Origin of the sequence: Pseudomonas sp. UBA5568, assembly GCF_002425525.1 — a bacterium.
In the GTDB taxonomy this organism is placed as follows: Bacteria; Pseudomonadota; Gammaproteobacteria; order Pseudomonadales; family Pseudomonadaceae; genus Aquipseudomonas; species Aquipseudomonas fulva.
The window spans coordinates 62,568-79,231 of the sequence record NZ_DIMK01000056.1 but is presented as its reverse complement, the minus strand read 5'-3'; the positions used below and the strand labels follow the sequence as shown (position 1 = coordinate 79,231).

Here is a 16,664-nt window from a genome sequence, read left to right as displayed (position 1 = left end):
GCAAGCGCCTGCGCTTCGGCGGCCTCGCGCTGGGCGGCGGCTTGGGCACGCAGGCGGCGCTCGCGGGCGCGTTTCTCCAGCGGCCAGCGCACCAGCACGAACAGGAAATACAGCACGAAGGCGATCATGCCGTACATGGCAAAGTCCGATACTGCGCGCCAGGCGTTGTTGCCCACTTTGAAGGCGACGTCCAGCACCGTGATGGCAATGGCCGGAGCGAAGCTGTCCTTGACTGGGTCGACCACGGTCGGCGTAAGCAGCAGCACCGCCAGCACGACGCGCAGTGGTTCGCGCAGCCAGCGCCACATCCAGCCGGTGAGCTTGAAGCCCACCAGAAGGCAGCCCAGGGCGGCCACGGCGTAGAGGCCCCAGGCCAGGGTGTAGTCGTTCTCGATCATGGTAATCGTGCAAGCCAGGCAAAGAGGTGCCTATGATAAACACATTTCCTGGCGCAAACAGTGTTTGCCTGTACCGGCACGCCAACGAAGCTGCCGGCAGCGCCCTTCAAGAACCGAGAGAAATTCGATGCCAAGCACCCACTTGCCGCCCCTGGCCAGAGCCGACGACGCGACCGACCCCTATGCGTGGCTGCAACAGCGTGACGAGCCCCAGGTACTGGCCTACCTCGAAGCGGAAAACGCCTACCAGCAAGCCTGTCTGGCTCATCAGGCCCCGTTGCGCGAGCAGTTGTTCGAGGAGATCAAGGGCCGCATCCAGGAAACCGATCTGTCCCTGCCTTCGCCATGGGGGCCCTACGTGTACTACACCCGTACCACCGCTGGCGATGAATACCCCCGCCATTACCGCTGCCCACGCCCTGGCGATGATTCCAACACGGTCGATGAAGGCCAGGAGCAACTGTTGCTGGACCCCAACGCCCTGGCAGGCGGCGGCTTTCTTTCGCTGGGGGCGTTCAACGTTAGTCCCGACCATCGCCTGTTGGCCTATAGCCTGGACACCAGCGGGGACGAAATCTACACCTTGTACGTCAAGGATCTGGCCACAGGCGATGTAACCACCCTGCCCTTCGATGGCTGCGATGGCAGTCTGACCTGGGCCAATGACAGCCGCACGCTGTTCTTCGCCGAACTCGACGATACCCATCGCCCTTGGCGGCTGTACCGGCATACGTTGGGTCAGGACGGTGCCCAGCGGGTGTTCGAGGAGCCCGATGGCCGGTTCTTCCTGCACTGTTACCGCACCAGTTCCGAACGCCAATTGGTGCTGCTGCTCAACAGCAAGACCACTAGCGAAGCCTGGGTGCTGGACGCGGCCACGCCGCAAGCGCCGTTCACCTGCCTGGCACCGCGCGTGGAAAGCCATGAATACTTCCCCGATCATGGCCTGCTCGATGGGCAGTGGCGATGGTTCATCCGCACCAACCAGGACGGCATCAACTTCGCCTTGTATCACGCCCCAGTCGACCCCGTGCCTAGCCGCGCCCAGTGGCAGCTGTTGGTAGGCCATCGCGATGACATCATGCTCGAAGGGCTGAGCCTCAATGCCAGCGCGTTGACCCTGAGTCTGCGTGACGGCGGGCTGCCGATCATCGAAGTGCGCCCACAGGGGCTGGCGCCCTACCGGGTGGCTTTACCCGACGCCGCCTATAGCCTGTACGTGCAGGACAGCCTGGAATTCGACAGTCCTCGGATACGCTTGCGCTACGAGGCGCTGAACCGGCCGGCCCAGGTGCGGCAGCTGGCGCTGGCCACTGGCGCGCAGGAAGTGCTCAAGCAGACGCCGGTGCTGGGGCCCTTCGATGCCGACGCCTATGTCAGCGAACGCCTGTGGGCCACCGCCGCAGATGGCACCCAGGTACCGATCAGCCTGGTGCGACGGCGTCAGGATGTGGGCCGCACGACACCGCTCTACCTGTACGGATACGGCGCTTATGGCGAGAGCCTGGATCCGTGGTTCTCCCATGCGCGGCTGAGCCTGCTGGAACGTGGCGTGGCGTTTGCCATTGCCCATGTGCGCGGCGGCGGCGAGCTGGGCGAGGCCTGGTACCGTGCCGGCAAGCAGGAGCACAAGTGCAATACCTTCAGCGACTTCATCGCATGCGCCGAACACCTGATCAACGAGGGCGTGACGTCCCCCGCCACCCTGGCCATCAGCGGGGGCAGCGCTGGCGGGCTGCTGATCGGCGCCGTGTTGAACCTGCGTCCCGAGCTGTTTCGCTGTGCCATCGCCGAGGTGCCGTTCGTGGATGTCCTCAACACCATGCTCGACCCTGAGCTGCCGTTGACGGTGACCGAGTATGACGAATGGGGCAATCCCGAGATACCTGAGGTGTATGAGCGCATCAAGGCCTATGCGCCGTATGAGAACGTGAAAGCCCAGCCTTACCCGGCGATGTTGGTGGTGGCCGGCTACAACGACAGCCGGGTGCAGTACTGGGAAGCGGCCAAGTGGGTCGCCCGCCTGCGTACGCGCAAGACCGATGACAACTTGCTGCTGCTCAAGACCGAAATGGGTGCCGGACACGGGGGTATGAGCGGGCGTTACCAGGGGTTGAAGGATGTAGCCCTGGAGTACGGGTTTGTGCTGGGTGAGCTGGGGGTTGCCTGAGGTTTCGAGCTGTTTGTGTGTGTGAGGCGGCCCCAGCGGCCTTGGCGTTCGTGTTCGGTTGTGGCGCTATCGGCAACGCTAGGACAGCCGCCTTCGCTCACTCCGTGTCCCGCACCGGTTTCTCTGCATCCTGCCGCAACCCTGGTAAAGGCTGGTCCTTTGGCGGGCCAGGCACTGGCATTGGCGGTAGCAAAGGTGCCCCTTGGGAGGTGCCGGTGGCCTTGGGCGGGCTGCTTGGGGTGATCTGCGGATACGGCGTGGGGGTAGGCGTGCCCGGCGCGCCGGGTACAGGTGTGGTCAACCGGGGTGGCGTGCTGGCAGCGTGAGCCGCAGGCACGCCTGCCGCCAGGACAACGGCGAGAATCGCAGCAAGCATCGGCAACCTCCTGTTCAGAACCTTCCTACAGGCTACGCCCATATGACATTTTTCGCCTGTGCGCCGATCATGCAGCCGCGCTAGACTCGACGGCATAACCGTCATTTGCCTGATCAGAACGAAGGAAACACCATGACCTCCTCTACTTCCGCCGCCACTGCGCGCCTGGACCGCATTCTCGCCGATGCCAAGCGCGACAAGGAAATGGGCTACCGCGACAAGGCCCTGAGGATGTACCCGCATGTATGCGGGCGCTGCGCACGCGAGTTCGCCGGCAAGCGCCTGAGCGAGCTGACCGTGCATCACCGCGACCACAACCACGACAACAACCCGCAGGACGGCTCCAACTGGGAACTGCTGTGCCTCTACTGCCACGACAACGAACACTCGCGCTACACCGATCAGCAATACTTCAGCGAAGGCTCTACCAGCACCCCTAGCATTGCCAAGGCCACCCACAATCCGTTCGCGGCGCTGGCAGGCATGCTGAAGAAGGACTGACCGGTAGCCCCCGCTATGACCGGGCAACCCGTATAATCGCGTCTTTTTTGCGAAGGGCCCCGGTTCGTGGCTAACAAACGATACAGTTGCATCGGCCTGTTCAACCCCAAGTCGGCCGAAAACGTAGGCTCGGTGATGCGTGCGGCTGGCTGCTACGGGGTAAACTCGGTGTTCTATACCGGCAAGCGGTACGAGCGCGCACGGGACTTCGTGACCGACACCAAGCGCGTGCACTACGACATTCCGCTGATCGGCATCGATGACCTGCAACGCATCATCCCGCTGGGCTGCACTCCGGTGGCCGTGGAGCTGGTCGAAGGCGCCCGCCCCCTGCCCGACTATACCCACCCGGACCGGGCCATCTACATCTTCGGCCCCGAAGACGGCAGCCTTAGCCCCGACGTCAGGGCCTGGTGCGAGGAAACCATCTACATCCCCACTACCGGTTGCATGAACCTGGCAGCGACGGTGAACGTGGTGCTGTACGACCGCCTGGCCAAGGGCCTGAACACCCGCTCAGGCCCGAAATTCAAGTGATGCGTGCGCTGTCATGACCGCCAGGAGGCTCGCCTGGCACATGGAGTGAACGCCGCCCGCCGCCGGCAGGTCAGCTGCTTACACATCACGAAGAGGGCTTACCAATGCTTGATAATCACGCTGATGCACCGTTGCAGGAAAAGAACGTCCATGGCATCGAACGCGCCACGTCGTTGGCCGGTGGTGCTTTGCTGGTGGGCAAAGGGCTGAGCCAGGGCGGTATCGTAGGGCTGTTCAAAGTGGCCGTCGGTGGCCTGGCGCTGGTGCGCGGCTTTACCGGGCATTGCGCTACCAAGGCGTGGTTGCAGCACCACCGCGATCAGTACGATCAGCTGAAATCGGACCTCAAGCGTACTGGGGACGAGCTCACTGCACTGAAGGACAGTGCTAAAGCGGCCACCGAAGGCGTGACGGTGACTGGCAAGGACCCTGTCGCTGGAGTGTGATGCCCTGGCCAGTGTTTTGGCCTTGCCGTGGCGGCGCTGCGGCAAGGCGTAACCACGACGTCTTGCGGTTTGATTGGTAGTCGTCACACGTTCGACTTGAGGACGGCCGGGGCGCCGGACCGGCCGCGACGGGCTGCGCAGCAGCTCCGGAATCTCAGATTCCGTACTGCTGGAACCGCTTTACGGACCCGATGGCCTTCAAAGGTTGTGCAACGCGTGGCTCCCATCGGGCATTGCGTAGCGCGTCAACGCAGCACTTTGCTCTGCAACGCCTCCGACCGACGCCCAAGTACGTTTTCACTGATCTGAACGAAGTCCTCGAGGCTGACGCTCGGTAGCCGCATCAGCCCTCGCGCCACGTCGTCGAGCGATTGCCGGGCCTGGGTGTGAATACGGATCTCCTTGTCCAGCGCCTGCAACAGCATCACCCCTCGCGCCACTTGGGCAGGCGTTGCCTGCTGCCCCTTGAGGTGCTTGACACTTGCGCCCTGCTTGCTCAGGCGCGCCTGCCAGGCCTGGTAACGGTCATCACTCAGGCCGCCTGATCGGCGCAGGAGCTCGGTGGCGTAATAGTCGGTCAAGCTCTCGATCAACCAGTCATTGCCCTCACGCCCACGCAGCTGCGTGAACAACTGGACCACTTCGCGCAGCAGTGGGCTGCTACCGCTCTCGCTGACCATGGCCTGGCCACTGTGCAGGTAGAGCGAGCCGTGAGCGGCCATCGCCCCGCGCCACATGTGATCGCGTGCGCCCACCACCAGCAGTTTGGGCGGGTTTCTTGGGAAGGTGGCCTGCAGTTGCGGCCAGATGTAGGTCAGCAAGGTCAGGTTGTCCAGGCGGCGCATCCCTTCCCCGACCGGCGCTGCCACCGTCACGTCGGTTTCGCCCAGGCGCGCACGGCGGCTACCCAGGTTGCCAGCCAGGATCCAGCCGGTGGGTCGATCAAACAGCCGCGAGACGTTGTCGATGCGGAACTTGTCCTTACCAATACGTGGCCAGGCGGTCTCGACGCTTTTCCAGCCTTCGGGCAAATCGAATGCCAGGCGGGCGACCAACTCCGTGCCGTCCTGCTGGTCCAGCCGACCGGGTGGGACCAGTTGGTCGCCCAGGAACAGTGCCCAGTGCGCCGTCATACGGGTGTTGTACACCCCAGGACCGTGGAGCTGGTTCAACTGCACGCGATAGCTCAGGCTGGTCTTGCCAGCCGCTGGCTGCCATACCCCGCGCTGGCCGCGAAGCTGCCAGTGGCCATCTGCCTGGAAGCCGCTGTAGGCCCCCGCCTTGCCCAGGTCGAAGTCCAGGCTGCGCACGGCGCTGCCATCGGCAAGCGTGAGGCGCACTTCGGCTTGCCCGGTCGCGGGCAACAACCGGACCTGATAGTCAAGATCGACTTTTTTCGCCCAGGCCGGTGCCACCGCCAGCAATCCCAACATGGCCACCAGCACACTCAAACGGCAACGCATACCGACACTCCTTGTTCACCAGTGGGTAAAGCGCCTGGTTAGCTGGCGCGAAAGATCAGGTGGTCTTCCCAGTCGTCCTCGTGCACGTCACGCTCGCTGAGCATGCGCCCGGCCTGGGATATGCGCTGTTCATGCACTTGCTGGCGGTCACCGCATACCAGGTGGTGCCAGGCCGGCAGGTCCTTGCCTTCGCTGACCAGACGGTAACCGCAGGTCGCTGGCAACCACCGAAACTGGTCAGCCTTGCCCGGGGTGAGCTGAATGCAGTCGGGCACTTGGGCAAAGCGATTGGGGTAGTCGCTGCACTGGCAGGTGTCGAGGTCGAGCAACGTGCAGGCGATGCGGGTGTAATAAACACTGTTGTCGTCCTCGTCCTCGAGCTTTTGCAGGCAGCACAGCCCGCAACCGTCGCACAGCGATTCCCATTCCTGCGGGTTGAGTTGCTCGAGGGTTTTGCGCCGCCAGAAGGGGGCGTTGTCAGCGATCATGACGCGAATTCCTGCAAGGGATCAGCAGCGCGTGTCCGGCATCGGGCCCGAAGCAGACAGCGCCTGAAACGGTTCGTTAAGGCGTGCAGCATGGAGCTGCTGGCCGTGGCGGCGCCAGTCTAGGGCCTGGCATGCAGCAATACCAGACCGCTTGTCAGCCATGCTCGCGCACAGGCGCGTGGTAGATCGGTACGCGTGAAGGGCCGCCATGAGGCGCTACCCGCAGGCAACGCGCTCTGGCCCAGGCCGAACGATCAATACCCGCGGTCGAAGTCCACTTCGCCGCGCAGCGCCTGGTCGGCTTCGAACGCCTGCAGGTTGTCGAGAAACAACCGCACCATGGCCGCAGGCGTGGTGGGCGCGGCGCTGTGTCCGGTGAGCAACAGGCCCCAGGCGGTCCAGAACGGATGCTGTCTGGGCAGCGGTTCCTGGCGGCATACATCGATCACCGCCCCGGCCAGGTGACCCTCCTTCAGCGCATCCACCAGGTCCGCGTCGACGACTGCCACACCGCGTCCGGCATTGATGAACAAAGCAGTCGGCTGAAAACGCCGGAACATCGCCGCGTCAAAGATATCATGCGTGGCCGGCGTGTCGGGCAGCAGGTTCAGCACATAATCGACCTGGCCCGCCAGGCGCGCGAGATCGTCCAGGGCGGCTACCTCGACGAATGGCGGCTGTTCACGGGCCTCACTGGCCACACCGTACAGCACCACCCCGAACGGACGCAGGAACTCGGCCACCGCCTGACCGATGTCGCCGGTGCCAACGATCAACACCTTGCGGCCCTGCAGCGAGCAACCGGGGCGGTCATCCCAGCGCCGCTCCACCTGGCTGACCAGGCGCGACAGGACGTGCCGTTCATGGCCCAGCATGTAGGTGAGCATGTATTCGGCCATGACCTGACCGAAAATGCCCACGGCGCGGGTCAGGCGATACTCGCGGGGCAGTCCCGCCGCCAGCAGCGGCGTCACGCCGGCCCAGGTCGACTGCATCCAGTGAGGCCGATGCCCCTGGCGCAACAGGCTCGCCAGCAGGTCGGGCTGACCGAGCCACACCGGGCACTGCGGCGCCAGCCGGGCCAGTTGCGCGGAGTCGTCGCTGGTCAGGACGTCAAGGTGCGGTGCCGCCTGGTGCAACAGGTCGGCGTAGCGGACGTGGTCATGCTCGGCAATCAGTACGCGCATGATCAGGCGGGATCGTTACGGTGCAGCAACTCGTCGGGCAGGTGCTCGATGTACTCGTCATCCGGCGGCGGCATCTGCAGGTGATACCCCTGGTTGTCGAGGTTTTCCAGCACCTTGGTGATGTCTTCGCGGGCCAGCTTGCGTTCGGGGCTGAGCACCAGGTCGAAGGCGTGCTGGGGCGTGCCGAAGAACGGCAGCAAGCCTTCGGGGACGCGTTGCAGGCCATCGGCCTTGAGCACGTACAGGTACATTTCGTTCTTGCGGGGGCTCTTGTAGATCGAGCAGATGCGTTTCATTGAGGGTCTCCGGCACCGGCCAGGCTGTCCAGCAGTGCCTGGCCCATCCGCTCACGGCGCCAGCCGCGCAGCGAATCGGGCAAGGTGTAAGGGCCGTCGGGGTAACCGCTTTTAAGCAGGGCCTCGAGGGTTTTCTTGCGCAGCATCAGCTCGGGCGCGATGCCCAGCCGCTGCCCTTCGGCCTGGCCGACGGCGCGCAGTTGCTTGAGAATGCCCGAGGCTTCGATCGGCAGCGGCTCAGGCAGTGGCTCGGGCCATTGTTCGGCCGGCAGGCTGGCGGCGTGCTTGATCAGTTGCAGCAAGGTTTCGCCATCCTGGCGCAAGGTGCGCGGGTGCATGTCGTCGATGCGGGCCAAGGCCGCCAGGTTGGTCGGCTGGCTCTTGGCAATGGGCCACAGCGCATGCTCCTTGAGGATGCGGTTGCGCGGAACATCACGCAGGCGGGCCTCGCGCTCGCGCCAGGCGCACAGGGCGCGCAGCACCGCCAATTGCTGGGGCGACAGTTTCCACGCCAGCTTGACCTCGCGGTACAGGCTGTCGGGCTGTACCTCGCGGCGCAACTGGGCCACCAGTTCAGCACCGTCTTCCAACACCCAGGCATACTTGTCGTCGGACAGGCGCGCACGCAAGGCGCTGAACAGCTCGGCCAGGTGCACGGCGTCCTCGGCAGCATAGCTGACCTGGGTCTCGGACAGCGGGCGTTGCAGCCAGTCGGAGCGGGTCTCGCCTTTGGGCAGGTCGATGCCCAGCACCTCCTGCACCAACCGCGAATAGCCCATGGAGAAGCCCAGGTTGAGGTAGCCGGCGGCCAGCTGGGTGTCGAACAGCGGCTGGGGCAGCTTGCCGGTCAGGCGCAGCAACACCTCCAGGTCCTCGCTGCAGGCATGCAGCACCTTGACCACGTTACGGTCTTCGATCAGCTCGGCCAGCGGCTGCCAGTTGCCGATCAACAGCGGGTCGATCAGGAACGCGCACTTGCCATCGCCAATCTGGATCAGCCCTGCCTTGGGGTAGAAGGTGTCGACGCGCATGAATTCGGTATCGACCGCGACAAAGGGCAATTGGCGCCAATCGCGGCAGTGTTCGGCCAGGCTCAGGTCGTCACGGATCCAGTGAATTTCGATGGCCACAAGGCTCTCCCACTAACATTGGCGCGCAGTATATACGGCGCGGGCACTGCTGGTGAAACCCGGGCCATCCTTGATGTCGATCAATGGTGCAATTTCATGGACTGTGCAACCCGGCCGGCGGCCTGCTCAACGCTTGGCGGTGAGCCAGGGCCGGCAGCTGGCGAACAGGTCCAGGGAACGCTCGTACACCTGGGTGTGAACTTGCAGCAAACCCAGCATCGAGTGGAACAGGTTGTCCTGGGACAAGGGCGCGTCGTTCAACTTGGCCAGGCAACCGGTATCGACACCGAAGTCCTGTTGATAGCTGTCGGAGAACCAGGCCAGCAGCGGTACATGCTTTTGCTGTTCCGGAGCGATGGCGTACGGTGTCCCGTGCAGGAACAGGTTGTACTCGCCCAGCGATTCGCCATGGTCTGACAGGTAGATCATGGCCGTATCGACCTTGTCCTGCCGGCTGCGCAGGGTGTCGATCAGGCTGGCCAGGACCCGGTCGGTGTAGGCCAGGGTGTTGTCGTAGCCATTGATGATCTGCGCTTGGCTGCACTGGTCCAAGGCGTTGCTCTGGCACACCGGGGCAAAGCGCTGCTCGGCCTTGGGGTAGCGTTTGAAGTAGTCGGGCCCGTGGCTGCCCATCTGGTGCAGCACCAGCACGGTGTCCTTGTCCAAATGGTCGATCAGCTCGCCCAGGCCCTGCAGCAGGATTTCGTCGTGGCACTCGCCTTCGGCGCAGAACTGCGGGTCCTTGAGCTTGCTCATGTTGATGAACTGCACGCGGTCGCAGGTGCCCTTGCACCCGGACTGATTGTCGCGCCACTGCACGTCCAGGCCTGCCCGCTCGAGGATATCGAGCAACCCTTCACGGTTCTTGGCAACGCGGGCATCGTAGGCTTTGCGGGGCATGCCGGAGAACATGCAGGGTACCGACACAGCCGTTTCAGTGCCGCAGGAGTGAACGTCCGAGAACGCCAGCAACCCCTGCTCGGCGGCAAGCCTGGGGGTGGTATCGCGGTTGTAGCCCAGCACGCCGAAGTGATCGGCGCGCGCGCTTTCACCCACGACCAGCACCGTCAGGGATTTGCGCTGGTGACGCTGCCAGTCCGGGGTGCGGGCGGCGTCTTCACCATAGTGCGCAAAGGGGCGTGCACTGGTGACCACGCGCTCGCTCACGTACGCCACGGAGGCACCGACGATATTGCTGGGGGTCAGCATCAGGCGCAGTTCATGATGATTGCGAAACAGCGACGACAGGCCCTGATAATTGGCCAACCCTACCGAGCCCAGGCCTACCACGCAGGCCGCCGTGACCACCAGCTTGCCGAACAGCTCGCGCTGCCACGTCCGATACACCACCGGTGTTCGCCATAGCAGCACCGAGGGCAACACCCCAAGGCCAAGGATGTACAAGGCGAACTTCAGCGACAGCAGGTCGCGCACTTCTGTCACGTTGGTTTCGGCGATATTGGCGAACATGCCCGCGTCGATCAGCACGCCGTAGCGATTCATGAAGTACGCCACCGCCGCGCCACTGACGAACAGCAGCACCAGCAAGGGCTTGAGCACATAGCGGAAGGCAATGAGGGTAAGGATGAGGTTGAAGGCGAACAACATCAGCACCGCAAACGCGAGGGTCAGCCACAGGCCGGGCAAGCCGGGGGGCACGACTTGCTCCAGGTGCTGCCACAGGAAAACATTCATGCCGATCAACAGGTACAGGCTGGCCAGCAGCGTGACCCATTCGGTGCGCAGGGGTTTGATGTTGAGCATTCAGGTTCGCAACCAAGAGAAGTGACCACCAGCGCCGGATGGCACTGGGAGCAAGCAGGGCGAACTCTAGAAACCGGGCCATCAATTTTCTGTGAAAAATAACGTAACAATTTAGTGAAAGCGCTGATTTCGATGAGGACCTGTCAGTCGTTCAGCAGGGGTTCAGGATTCGCGGCCTCCCCCGTCGAGGCAAACGCGGCTATCCTCAGAGGTCAGGACCTTAACCAATCCCCCTGACAGAGGTGAAGAAATGCCTGTTCCGCACGATCTGCTCGCTGACTTGCACGTTACCGCTGACGCATTCCAGGCGCTCATTGACAAGGACCAGACGCTGCATGGCTTGCACAAGGAGTACAACGCCAAGGACAAGGAAGTGGTCGCCGCCGAGAAAAACGGCACCAACGACGACGCCGTCACGCGCTTGCGCCGCGAGCGGCTGCTGATCAAGGACAAGATCGAGCGCATCATCCACCCGCCCAAGTAATCACCGGCCTCTTTGCTGGCGCCAGCCCATCATCGGTCGCATGACGGGTTGGCGCTGAACCCCTCGCCAGTACAGCCTTGCCCTTGTTATCCGGCCAAAGCGCCCAGCGCCGTTTCCAGGTCATCGATCAGGTCGGCAACCGCCTCGATGCCCACTGACAGGCGCAACAGGTTTTCGCTGATGCCCATCGCCCCTTTCTGCTCGGGGCTCATGGAGCAGTGGGACATGGTCCAGGAATGGTTGATCATGCTTTCGACCCCGCCCAGCGAATCGGCCAGTACGAAAATCTGCAGCGCTTCGACCAGACGGTTTAGCGCTGCCCGATCGCCCTTGACCTTGATGGCGACCACGGCCCCGCCGCTGCGCATCTGGCGCTTGCACAGGTCATGCTGCGGGTGGCTTTGCAGCCCTGGGTAGTACACCTGCTCGACCTGCGGGTGGCCTTCGAGCCTGCGGGCCACTTCCAGCGCGTTGGCACACTGGCGTTCCATGCGCACGTCCAGGGTCTTGAGGCCGCGCAACGCCAGGTAGCAATCGAACGGCCCTTGCACCGCGCCGATGGCCATGCTGATGCGGCGCAGTTGCCGGTGCAGGTCTTCGCTGGCCGCCACCACCACGCCACCGGTGAGGTCGGAATGGCCACCGATGTACTTGCTGGCCGAGTGCATGACCAGGTCTACGCCCAGGGTGATCGGGCGCTGGTTCCACGGTGAGCAGAAGGTGTTGTCGATGCAGGTCAGGATGCCCCGGGTACGGGCAAGGTCGCACACGGCCTTGATATCGACCAGGTGCAACAATGGGTTGGTCGGCGACTCAATCCAGATCAGCCGGGTTTCGGGCTTGATGGCAGCAGCCACGGCTTCCAGGTCATTGAGATCGACGTACGTGGTGGTCAGGCCGGAAGTACGGCCGCGGTAGTCCTCCATGATACGGAAGGTGCCGCCGTATACGCCGTTCATCACCACCACGTGGGCATCCTTGGGCAGCAGTTCCAGCACGGTGGCGGTGGCATTCACGCCTGACGCACAGGCCACCGCCCCGACGCCTTCTTCCAGGGCTGCAACACAGGTCTCGTAGGCGTGGCGGGTGGGGTTGCCTACGCGGCTGTAGGAGTAGTCCGGCGTGTCGTCCAGGCCGCGCTTGATGAACGAACTGGCCGTGACGATGGCCGGGAAAATGGCATTGTCGGCGACTTCGAACTGCTCGCCGGCATGAATGGTTCGGGTGGCGAAATGGCGCGGCTTGTCGGACATGGTCGGGCTCGTTGGCAGAGGTAAGGTTGCCACTATCGCACAACGCAAAAGCCCTGACCTTGGAGTACCCTGTGAAAACTTCTTCGCCACGGCCCATGCCCCCTATGGACAGCTTCGACCGACACATCCTGACCCTGTTGCAGTGCGATGCCGCGCTCTCGCTCAAGGCCTTGGCCGAGGCCGTCAACCTGTCCACCACCCCGTGCTGGAAGCGGGTCAAGCGCCTGGAAGACGAAGGCTACATCGTCGGTCGTGTGGCTCTGCTGGATCCTGACCTGCTGGGGCTGGGCCTGACCGTGTTCGTGCAGGTCAAGACCCAGCGTCATGACAGTGCATGGCTGGAGCAGTTTGCCGCCACGGTCACGGCGTTCGAGGAGGTGATGGAGTGCTACCGCATGTCCGGCGACTGGGACTACATGCTGCGGGTGGTAGTGGGTGATATCGCAGCGTATGACCGGTTCTACAAGAAGCTGATCACTAGCACTGATGGGTTGTCGAACATTACCTCGAGCTTTGCCATGGAGCAGATGAAATACACCACGGCTTTTCCAGTGAATCGCGGTTGACGCGGGGTTGCAGAGGTGACCCTGTCGCCTGATCAGACTCAGTCGGTCGCCAGTGCCGCTGCAATGCGATTATCCGCCTTGGCCTTCTCGACCTTGATCGCCACGAACTTGGAGGTCGGGGTATAGGTCCCTTCACCATAACTCTCCAGCGGCACCAGGGGGTTGGTTTCCGGGTAATAGGCGGCAGCCTGCCCCGGCGGTACGTCATAGGCCACCAGACGAAAACCCGACACCCGACGCTCGACGCCGTCGTCCCACAACGACACCAGATCGACGCGCTCACCCGGCTCGAACCCCATGCGCCGAATGTCGGCCTCGTTGACGAACACCACTTCGCGCAGCCCGAACACACCACGGTAACGGTCATCCAGACCGTAGAGGGTGGTGTTGTACTGGTCGTGGGAGCGCAAGGTCTGCAAGATCAAGTCTGGCTTGTCGCCACGCGCCAGCACCTGGGCGTTGACCAGTGCTGCGGGGAGCGCATTGGGGCTGAATTGTGCCTTGCCGGTGGCGGTGCGCCAGATACGGTCGGCGGCGTGGTTGCCCAGGTGAAAGCCCCCAGGTTGCTGCAGGCGTTCGTTGAAGTTTTCGAAGCCTGGAATCACATCGGCGATCAGGCTACGGATATGGGCGTAATCGGCGACTGCGTGTTCCCAGTCGATGGGGTGCTTGCCCAAGGTGGCCTGGGCCATGCCGGCAATGATCCAGGGCTCGGAGCGCATGTGGGGCGAACGTGGCCGCAACTGGCCGTGGGAGATGTGCACCATGCTGAAGGTGTCTTCGACCGTCACGCCTTGCGGGCCGCTGGCCTGCAGGTCGATTTCGGTGCGGCCCAGGCAGGGCAGGATCAACGCATCGCCACCGGTCACCAGATGCGAGCGGTTGAGCTTGGTGGAAATCTGCACGGTCAGCGCGCAGTTGCGCAGGGCGGCATGGGTGCGCGCGGTGTCAGGGGTGGCCTGGGCAAAATTACCCCCAAGGCCGATGAACACCTTCGCCCGGCCTTCTTCCATGGCCTTGATCGCCAGTACGGCATTGTGCCCGTGGGTGCGCGGCACCTGAAACTCAAAACGAGCTTGCAAGGCATCGAGCAAGGCGGCCTTGGGCTTCTCGTCGATGCCCATGGTCCGATCACCCTGCACGTTGCTGTGGCCGCGCACTGGCGAAAGCCCTGCGCCGGGTTTGCCGACATTGCCACGCAGCAATTGCAGGTTGACGATTTCCTGCACGATGGCCACCGAATGACGATGCTGAGTAACGCCCATGGCCCAGCACATGATCACGCGTTCGGCCTTGCGGTACATGCGCGCGGCCTGCTCGATCTCGGCCTGGGTCAGCCCGGACTGCGCCACGAGGGCAGGCCAGGGTGTAGCATCCAAGGTCTGCAGGTAGGCCTCGATGCCGCTGGTGTGCTCGGCAATGAAAGCATGGTCGAACACCGCCGGTTCACCCTTGGCCTTGGCTTCGCGCTCCCATTGCAGCAGGTACTTGGCAATGCCGCGCATCACCGCCATGTCTCCGCCCAGTGCCGGGCGGAAGTAGGCGGTATTGGTAGGCTCGGAGCCATTGCTGAGCATTTCCAGCGGGTGCTGCGGGTGCTGGAAGCGCTCCAGACCCCGCTCCTTGAGCGGGTTGAAGCACACCACCTGGGCACCGCGCTTCACGGCTTCGCGCAGTGGTTCGAGCATGCGCGGGTGGTTGGTGCCAGGGTTCTGGCCAATGACGAAGATGGCGTCTGCCAGTTCCAGGTCGTGAAAGACCACGGTGCCCTTGCCCACGCCCAAGGTCTGCGCCATGCCGACGCCGCTGGCCTCGTGGCACATGTTCGAGCAATCCGGGAAGTTGTTGGTCCCGTAGGCGCGCACGAACAACTGATAAAGAAAGGCTGCTTCGTTGCTGGCCCGGCCCGAGGTATAGAACTCGGCCTGATCGGGTGATTCCAGGGCGTGCAGGTGCTTGGCGATCAGCGCGAAGGCCTCTGCCCAGCTCGTTTCGACATAGTGGTCGGTGGCTGCATCGTAGCGCATGGGATGGGTCAGGCGACCCTGGTACTCCAGCCAGTAATCGGTCTGATCGGCCAGGGCGCTGACGCTGTAGCGGGCAAAGAAGGCCGGATCGACCGAGCGCCCAGTGGCCTCCCAGTTCACGGCCTTGGCACCGTTCTCGCAAAACTTTACCGTGTCGTTTTCCGGCGACTCGCCCCAGGCGCAACCAGGGCAGTCGAAGCCGCCATTCTGGTTGGTCTTGAGCATGGCTCGCAAATTCTTGAAGGCGTTGTCACTGCCCAGCCAGCTTTTGGTCACGCTCTTGAGCGCGCCCCAGCCGGCAGCGGCGCCTTTGTAGTCGCGGATGTGTGGATCCTGGCTCATGGGTGAATTCCTCGCCCTGCTATGGCTTTTGTCCAGCCTATGAAGCCTGGCGTAGAGCCGTCCAATCGAAAGATCCTACGAGGTGATAAGCGCCTTCGATGACCCCCGTAAACGCGGGGGCTGAACTGTGATAGAAAGCATTTATCGGTCGGTCGGCCAAAGCCATTTGACGGCCCGCCCCACCAGGCGCTAGCTTGGAGGCCAACCTCCCTGATTCGAGCGCGTACGTGGAACAGAGCAGCCGGGCACTGATCGACGGCTTCAACCGGAAAATCGACTACCTGCGGATGTCGGTCACAGACCGCTGCGACTTCCGTTGCGTGTACTGCATGGCCGAGGACATGCAGTTTCTGCCCCGCCAGCAGATCCTGAGCCTTGAAGAACTGTTCCAGGTAGCCGAGCGTTTCGTGGCGCTGGGCACCCGCAAGATTCGTCTGACCGGGGGCGAGCCGCTGGTACGCCAAGGCATCGTCGACCTGTGCGGGCGCATCGCTGCCCTGCCGGGGCTGCGCGAGCTGTGCCTGACCAGCAACGGCTCGCAGCTGGGGCGCCTGGCGCAACCGCTCTTCGATGCGGGGGTGACGCGGCTGAACATCAGCCTCGACAGCCTGGATGCCGACCGGTTCAAGCAACTGACCCGCACCGGCGACCTGCACCAGGTGATCGCCGGCATCGATGCTGCACGTAAAGCCGGCTTTCGCCGGACCAAACTCAACTGCGTGGTACTCAAAGGGCGCAATGACGACGAACTCGTCGACCTGGTGCGCTTTGCGATCGATCGCGAACTGGACATCACCTTCATCGAGGAGATGCCGCTGGGACAGATCAGCGAGCACGCCCGTGAAGAGTCGTTTTTCTCAAGCGATGAGGTACGCGCGACGCTGGCCGAGCAGTTCAGCCTGGTGGAGTCGACCGAATCTTCGCAGGGCCCCGCGCGGTACTGGCGCCTGGCCGATGCCCCGCAAACCCGGGTGGGGTTCATTTCGCCCCACAGCCACAATTTCTGCGCCACCTGCAACCGCGTACGTCTCACCGTAGAGGGGCGCTTGTTGTTGTGCCTGGGCAATGAGCACTCGGTCGATCTCAAGCACGTGCTGCGTGCCCACCCCGGCAACGCTGAACGGCTGGAAAAAGCCATTCGTGACTCGTTGCACCTCAAGCCGTATCGCCATCACTTCGAGGTGGGCGGCGACGTTCAAATCCTGCGCTTCATGAACATGACCGGCGGCTGACCCG

General features: G+C 63.3%; 17 protein-coding genes. 7 read left to right on the top strand and 10 right to left on the bottom strand.

Annotated elements, in window-relative coordinates:
* A partial coding sequence (locus B2S33_RS19265; RefSeq protein WP_288650867.1) for an MFS transporter occupies positions 1 to 398 on the bottom strand: 398 nt, incomplete at its 3' end.
* Positions 399 to 525: 127 nt separating this feature from the next.
* On the opposite strand from B2S33_RS19265, the gene B2S33_RS19260 reads away from it, so the two are divergent.
* On the top strand, positions 526 to 2,568 hold the full coding sequence (locus B2S33_RS19260; RefSeq protein WP_288650865.1) for a S9 family peptidase: 2,043 nt from the start codon (positions 526 to 528) through the stop codon (positions 2,566 to 2,568).
* Between the two features lie 97 nt (positions 2,569 to 2,665).
* On the opposite strand, the gene B2S33_RS19255 is transcribed toward B2S33_RS19260, so the two are convergent.
* A complete protein-coding gene (locus tag B2S33_RS19255; protein WP_082693192.1) occupies positions 2,666 to 2,944 on the bottom strand; it encodes a hypothetical protein in 279 nt (92 codons plus the stop codon).
* Positions 2,945 to 3,076: 132 nt separating this feature from the next.
* Here B2S33_RS19255 and B2S33_RS19250 point away from each other — a divergent pair, with 132 nt between their 5' ends.
* From B2S33_RS19250 to B2S33_RS19240, 3 genes are all read left to right on the top strand, one after another.
* Positions 3,077 to 3,445 (top strand): YajD family HNH nuclease, encoded by a 369-nt coding sequence (locus B2S33_RS19250; protein ID WP_023534919.1) that lies wholly within the window; start codon positions 3,077 to 3,079, stop codon positions 3,443 to 3,445.
* 66 nt (positions 3,446 to 3,511) lie between these two features.
* Positions 3,512 to 3,982: an RNA methyltransferase gene (locus tag B2S33_RS19245; RefSeq protein ID WP_028686833.1), complete on the top strand. Its 471-nt coding sequence runs from the start codon at positions 3,512 to 3,514 to the stop codon at positions 3,980 to 3,982.
* Between the two features lie 104 nt (positions 3,983 to 4,086).
* On the top strand, positions 4,087 to 4,428 hold the full coding sequence (locus tag B2S33_RS19240) for a YgaP family membrane protein (RefSeq protein ID WP_027915821.1): 342 nt from the start codon (positions 4,087 to 4,089) through the stop codon (positions 4,426 to 4,428).
* 245 nt (positions 4,429 to 4,673) lie between these two features.
* Here the strand turns inward: B2S33_RS19240 and B2S33_RS19235 are convergent, their stop codons facing one another.
* From B2S33_RS19235 to B2S33_RS19210, 6 genes are all read right to left on the bottom strand, one after another.
* Positions 4,674 to 5,891, bottom strand: a complete 1,218-nt coding sequence (locus B2S33_RS19235; RefSeq protein WP_104926462.1) for a hypothetical protein — start codon at positions 5,889 to 5,891, stop codon at positions 4,674 to 4,676.
* A gap of 38 nt (positions 5,892 to 5,929) precedes the next feature.
* Positions 5,930 to 6,379, bottom strand: a complete 450-nt coding sequence (locus B2S33_RS19230) for a YcgN family cysteine cluster protein (RefSeq protein ID WP_023534903.1) — start codon at positions 6,377 to 6,379, stop codon at positions 5,930 to 5,932.
* Positions 6,380 to 6,633: 254 nt separating this feature from the next.
* Positions 6,634 to 7,566 (bottom strand): D-2-hydroxyacid dehydrogenase, encoded by a 933-nt coding sequence (locus B2S33_RS19225; protein ID WP_197874762.1) that lies wholly within the window; start codon positions 7,564 to 7,566, stop codon positions 6,634 to 6,636.
* A 2-nt stretch (positions 7,567 to 7,568) separates the two neighbouring features.
* A complete protein-coding gene (locus B2S33_RS19220) occupies positions 7,569 to 7,862 on the bottom strand; it encodes a YcgL domain-containing protein (protein ID WP_023534892.1) in 294 nt (97 codons plus the stop codon).
* Positions 7,859 to 8,992: a ribonuclease D gene (rnd, locus tag B2S33_RS19215; protein WP_028686835.1), complete on the bottom strand. Its 1,134-nt coding sequence runs from the start codon at positions 8,990 to 8,992 to the stop codon at positions 7,859 to 7,861. The genes B2S33_RS19220 and rnd overlap by 4 nt, the downstream gene beginning before the upstream one ends.
* Before the next feature lie 126 nt (positions 8,993 to 9,118).
* Positions 9,119 to 10,756, bottom strand: coding sequence for a phosphoethanolamine transferase (locus B2S33_RS19210; protein ID WP_288650862.1), 1,638 nt, complete (start codon positions 10,754 to 10,756; stop codon positions 9,119 to 9,121).
* Positions 10,757 to 11,006: 250 nt separating this feature from the next.
* On the opposite strand from B2S33_RS19210, the gene B2S33_RS19205 reads away from it, so the two are divergent.
* Positions 11,007 to 11,240, top strand: coding sequence for a YdcH family protein (locus tag B2S33_RS19205; RefSeq protein ID WP_027915815.1), 234 nt, complete (start codon positions 11,007 to 11,009; stop codon positions 11,238 to 11,240).
* Positions 11,241 to 11,326: 86 nt separating this feature from the next.
* Here the strand turns inward: B2S33_RS19205 and B2S33_RS19200 are convergent, their stop codons facing one another.
* The gene (locus B2S33_RS19200) at positions 11,327 to 12,493 is read right to left on the bottom strand and encodes a trans-sulfuration enzyme family protein (protein ID WP_028686836.1); all 1,167 of its coding nucleotides are present in this window, start codon (positions 12,491 to 12,493) and stop codon (positions 11,327 to 11,329) included.
* A gap of 104 nt (positions 12,494 to 12,597) precedes the next feature.
* On the opposite strand from B2S33_RS19200, the gene B2S33_RS19195 reads away from it, so the two are divergent.
* Positions 12,598 to 13,059 (top strand): Lrp/AsnC family transcriptional regulator, encoded by a 462-nt coding sequence (locus tag B2S33_RS19195; RefSeq protein WP_288650871.1) that lies wholly within the window; start codon positions 12,598 to 12,600, stop codon positions 13,057 to 13,059.
* Between the two features lie 38 nt (positions 13,060 to 13,097).
* Here B2S33_RS19195 and B2S33_RS19190 read toward each other — a convergent pair whose 3' ends face one another.
* The gene (locus B2S33_RS19190) at positions 13,098 to 15,428 is read right to left on the bottom strand and encodes an FdhF/YdeP family oxidoreductase (protein ID WP_028686837.1); all 2,331 of its coding nucleotides are present in this window, start codon (positions 15,426 to 15,428) and stop codon (positions 13,098 to 13,100) included.
* Positions 15,429 to 15,655: 227 nt separating this feature from the next.
* Here B2S33_RS19190 and moaA point away from each other — a divergent pair, with 227 nt between their 5' ends.
* On the top strand, positions 15,656 to 16,660 hold the full coding sequence (gene moaA, locus B2S33_RS19185; protein WP_027915811.1) for a GTP 3',8-cyclase MoaA: 1,005 nt from the start codon (positions 15,656 to 15,658) through the stop codon (positions 16,658 to 16,660).
* The last annotated feature ends 4 nt before the right edge of the window (positions 16,661 to 16,664 follow it).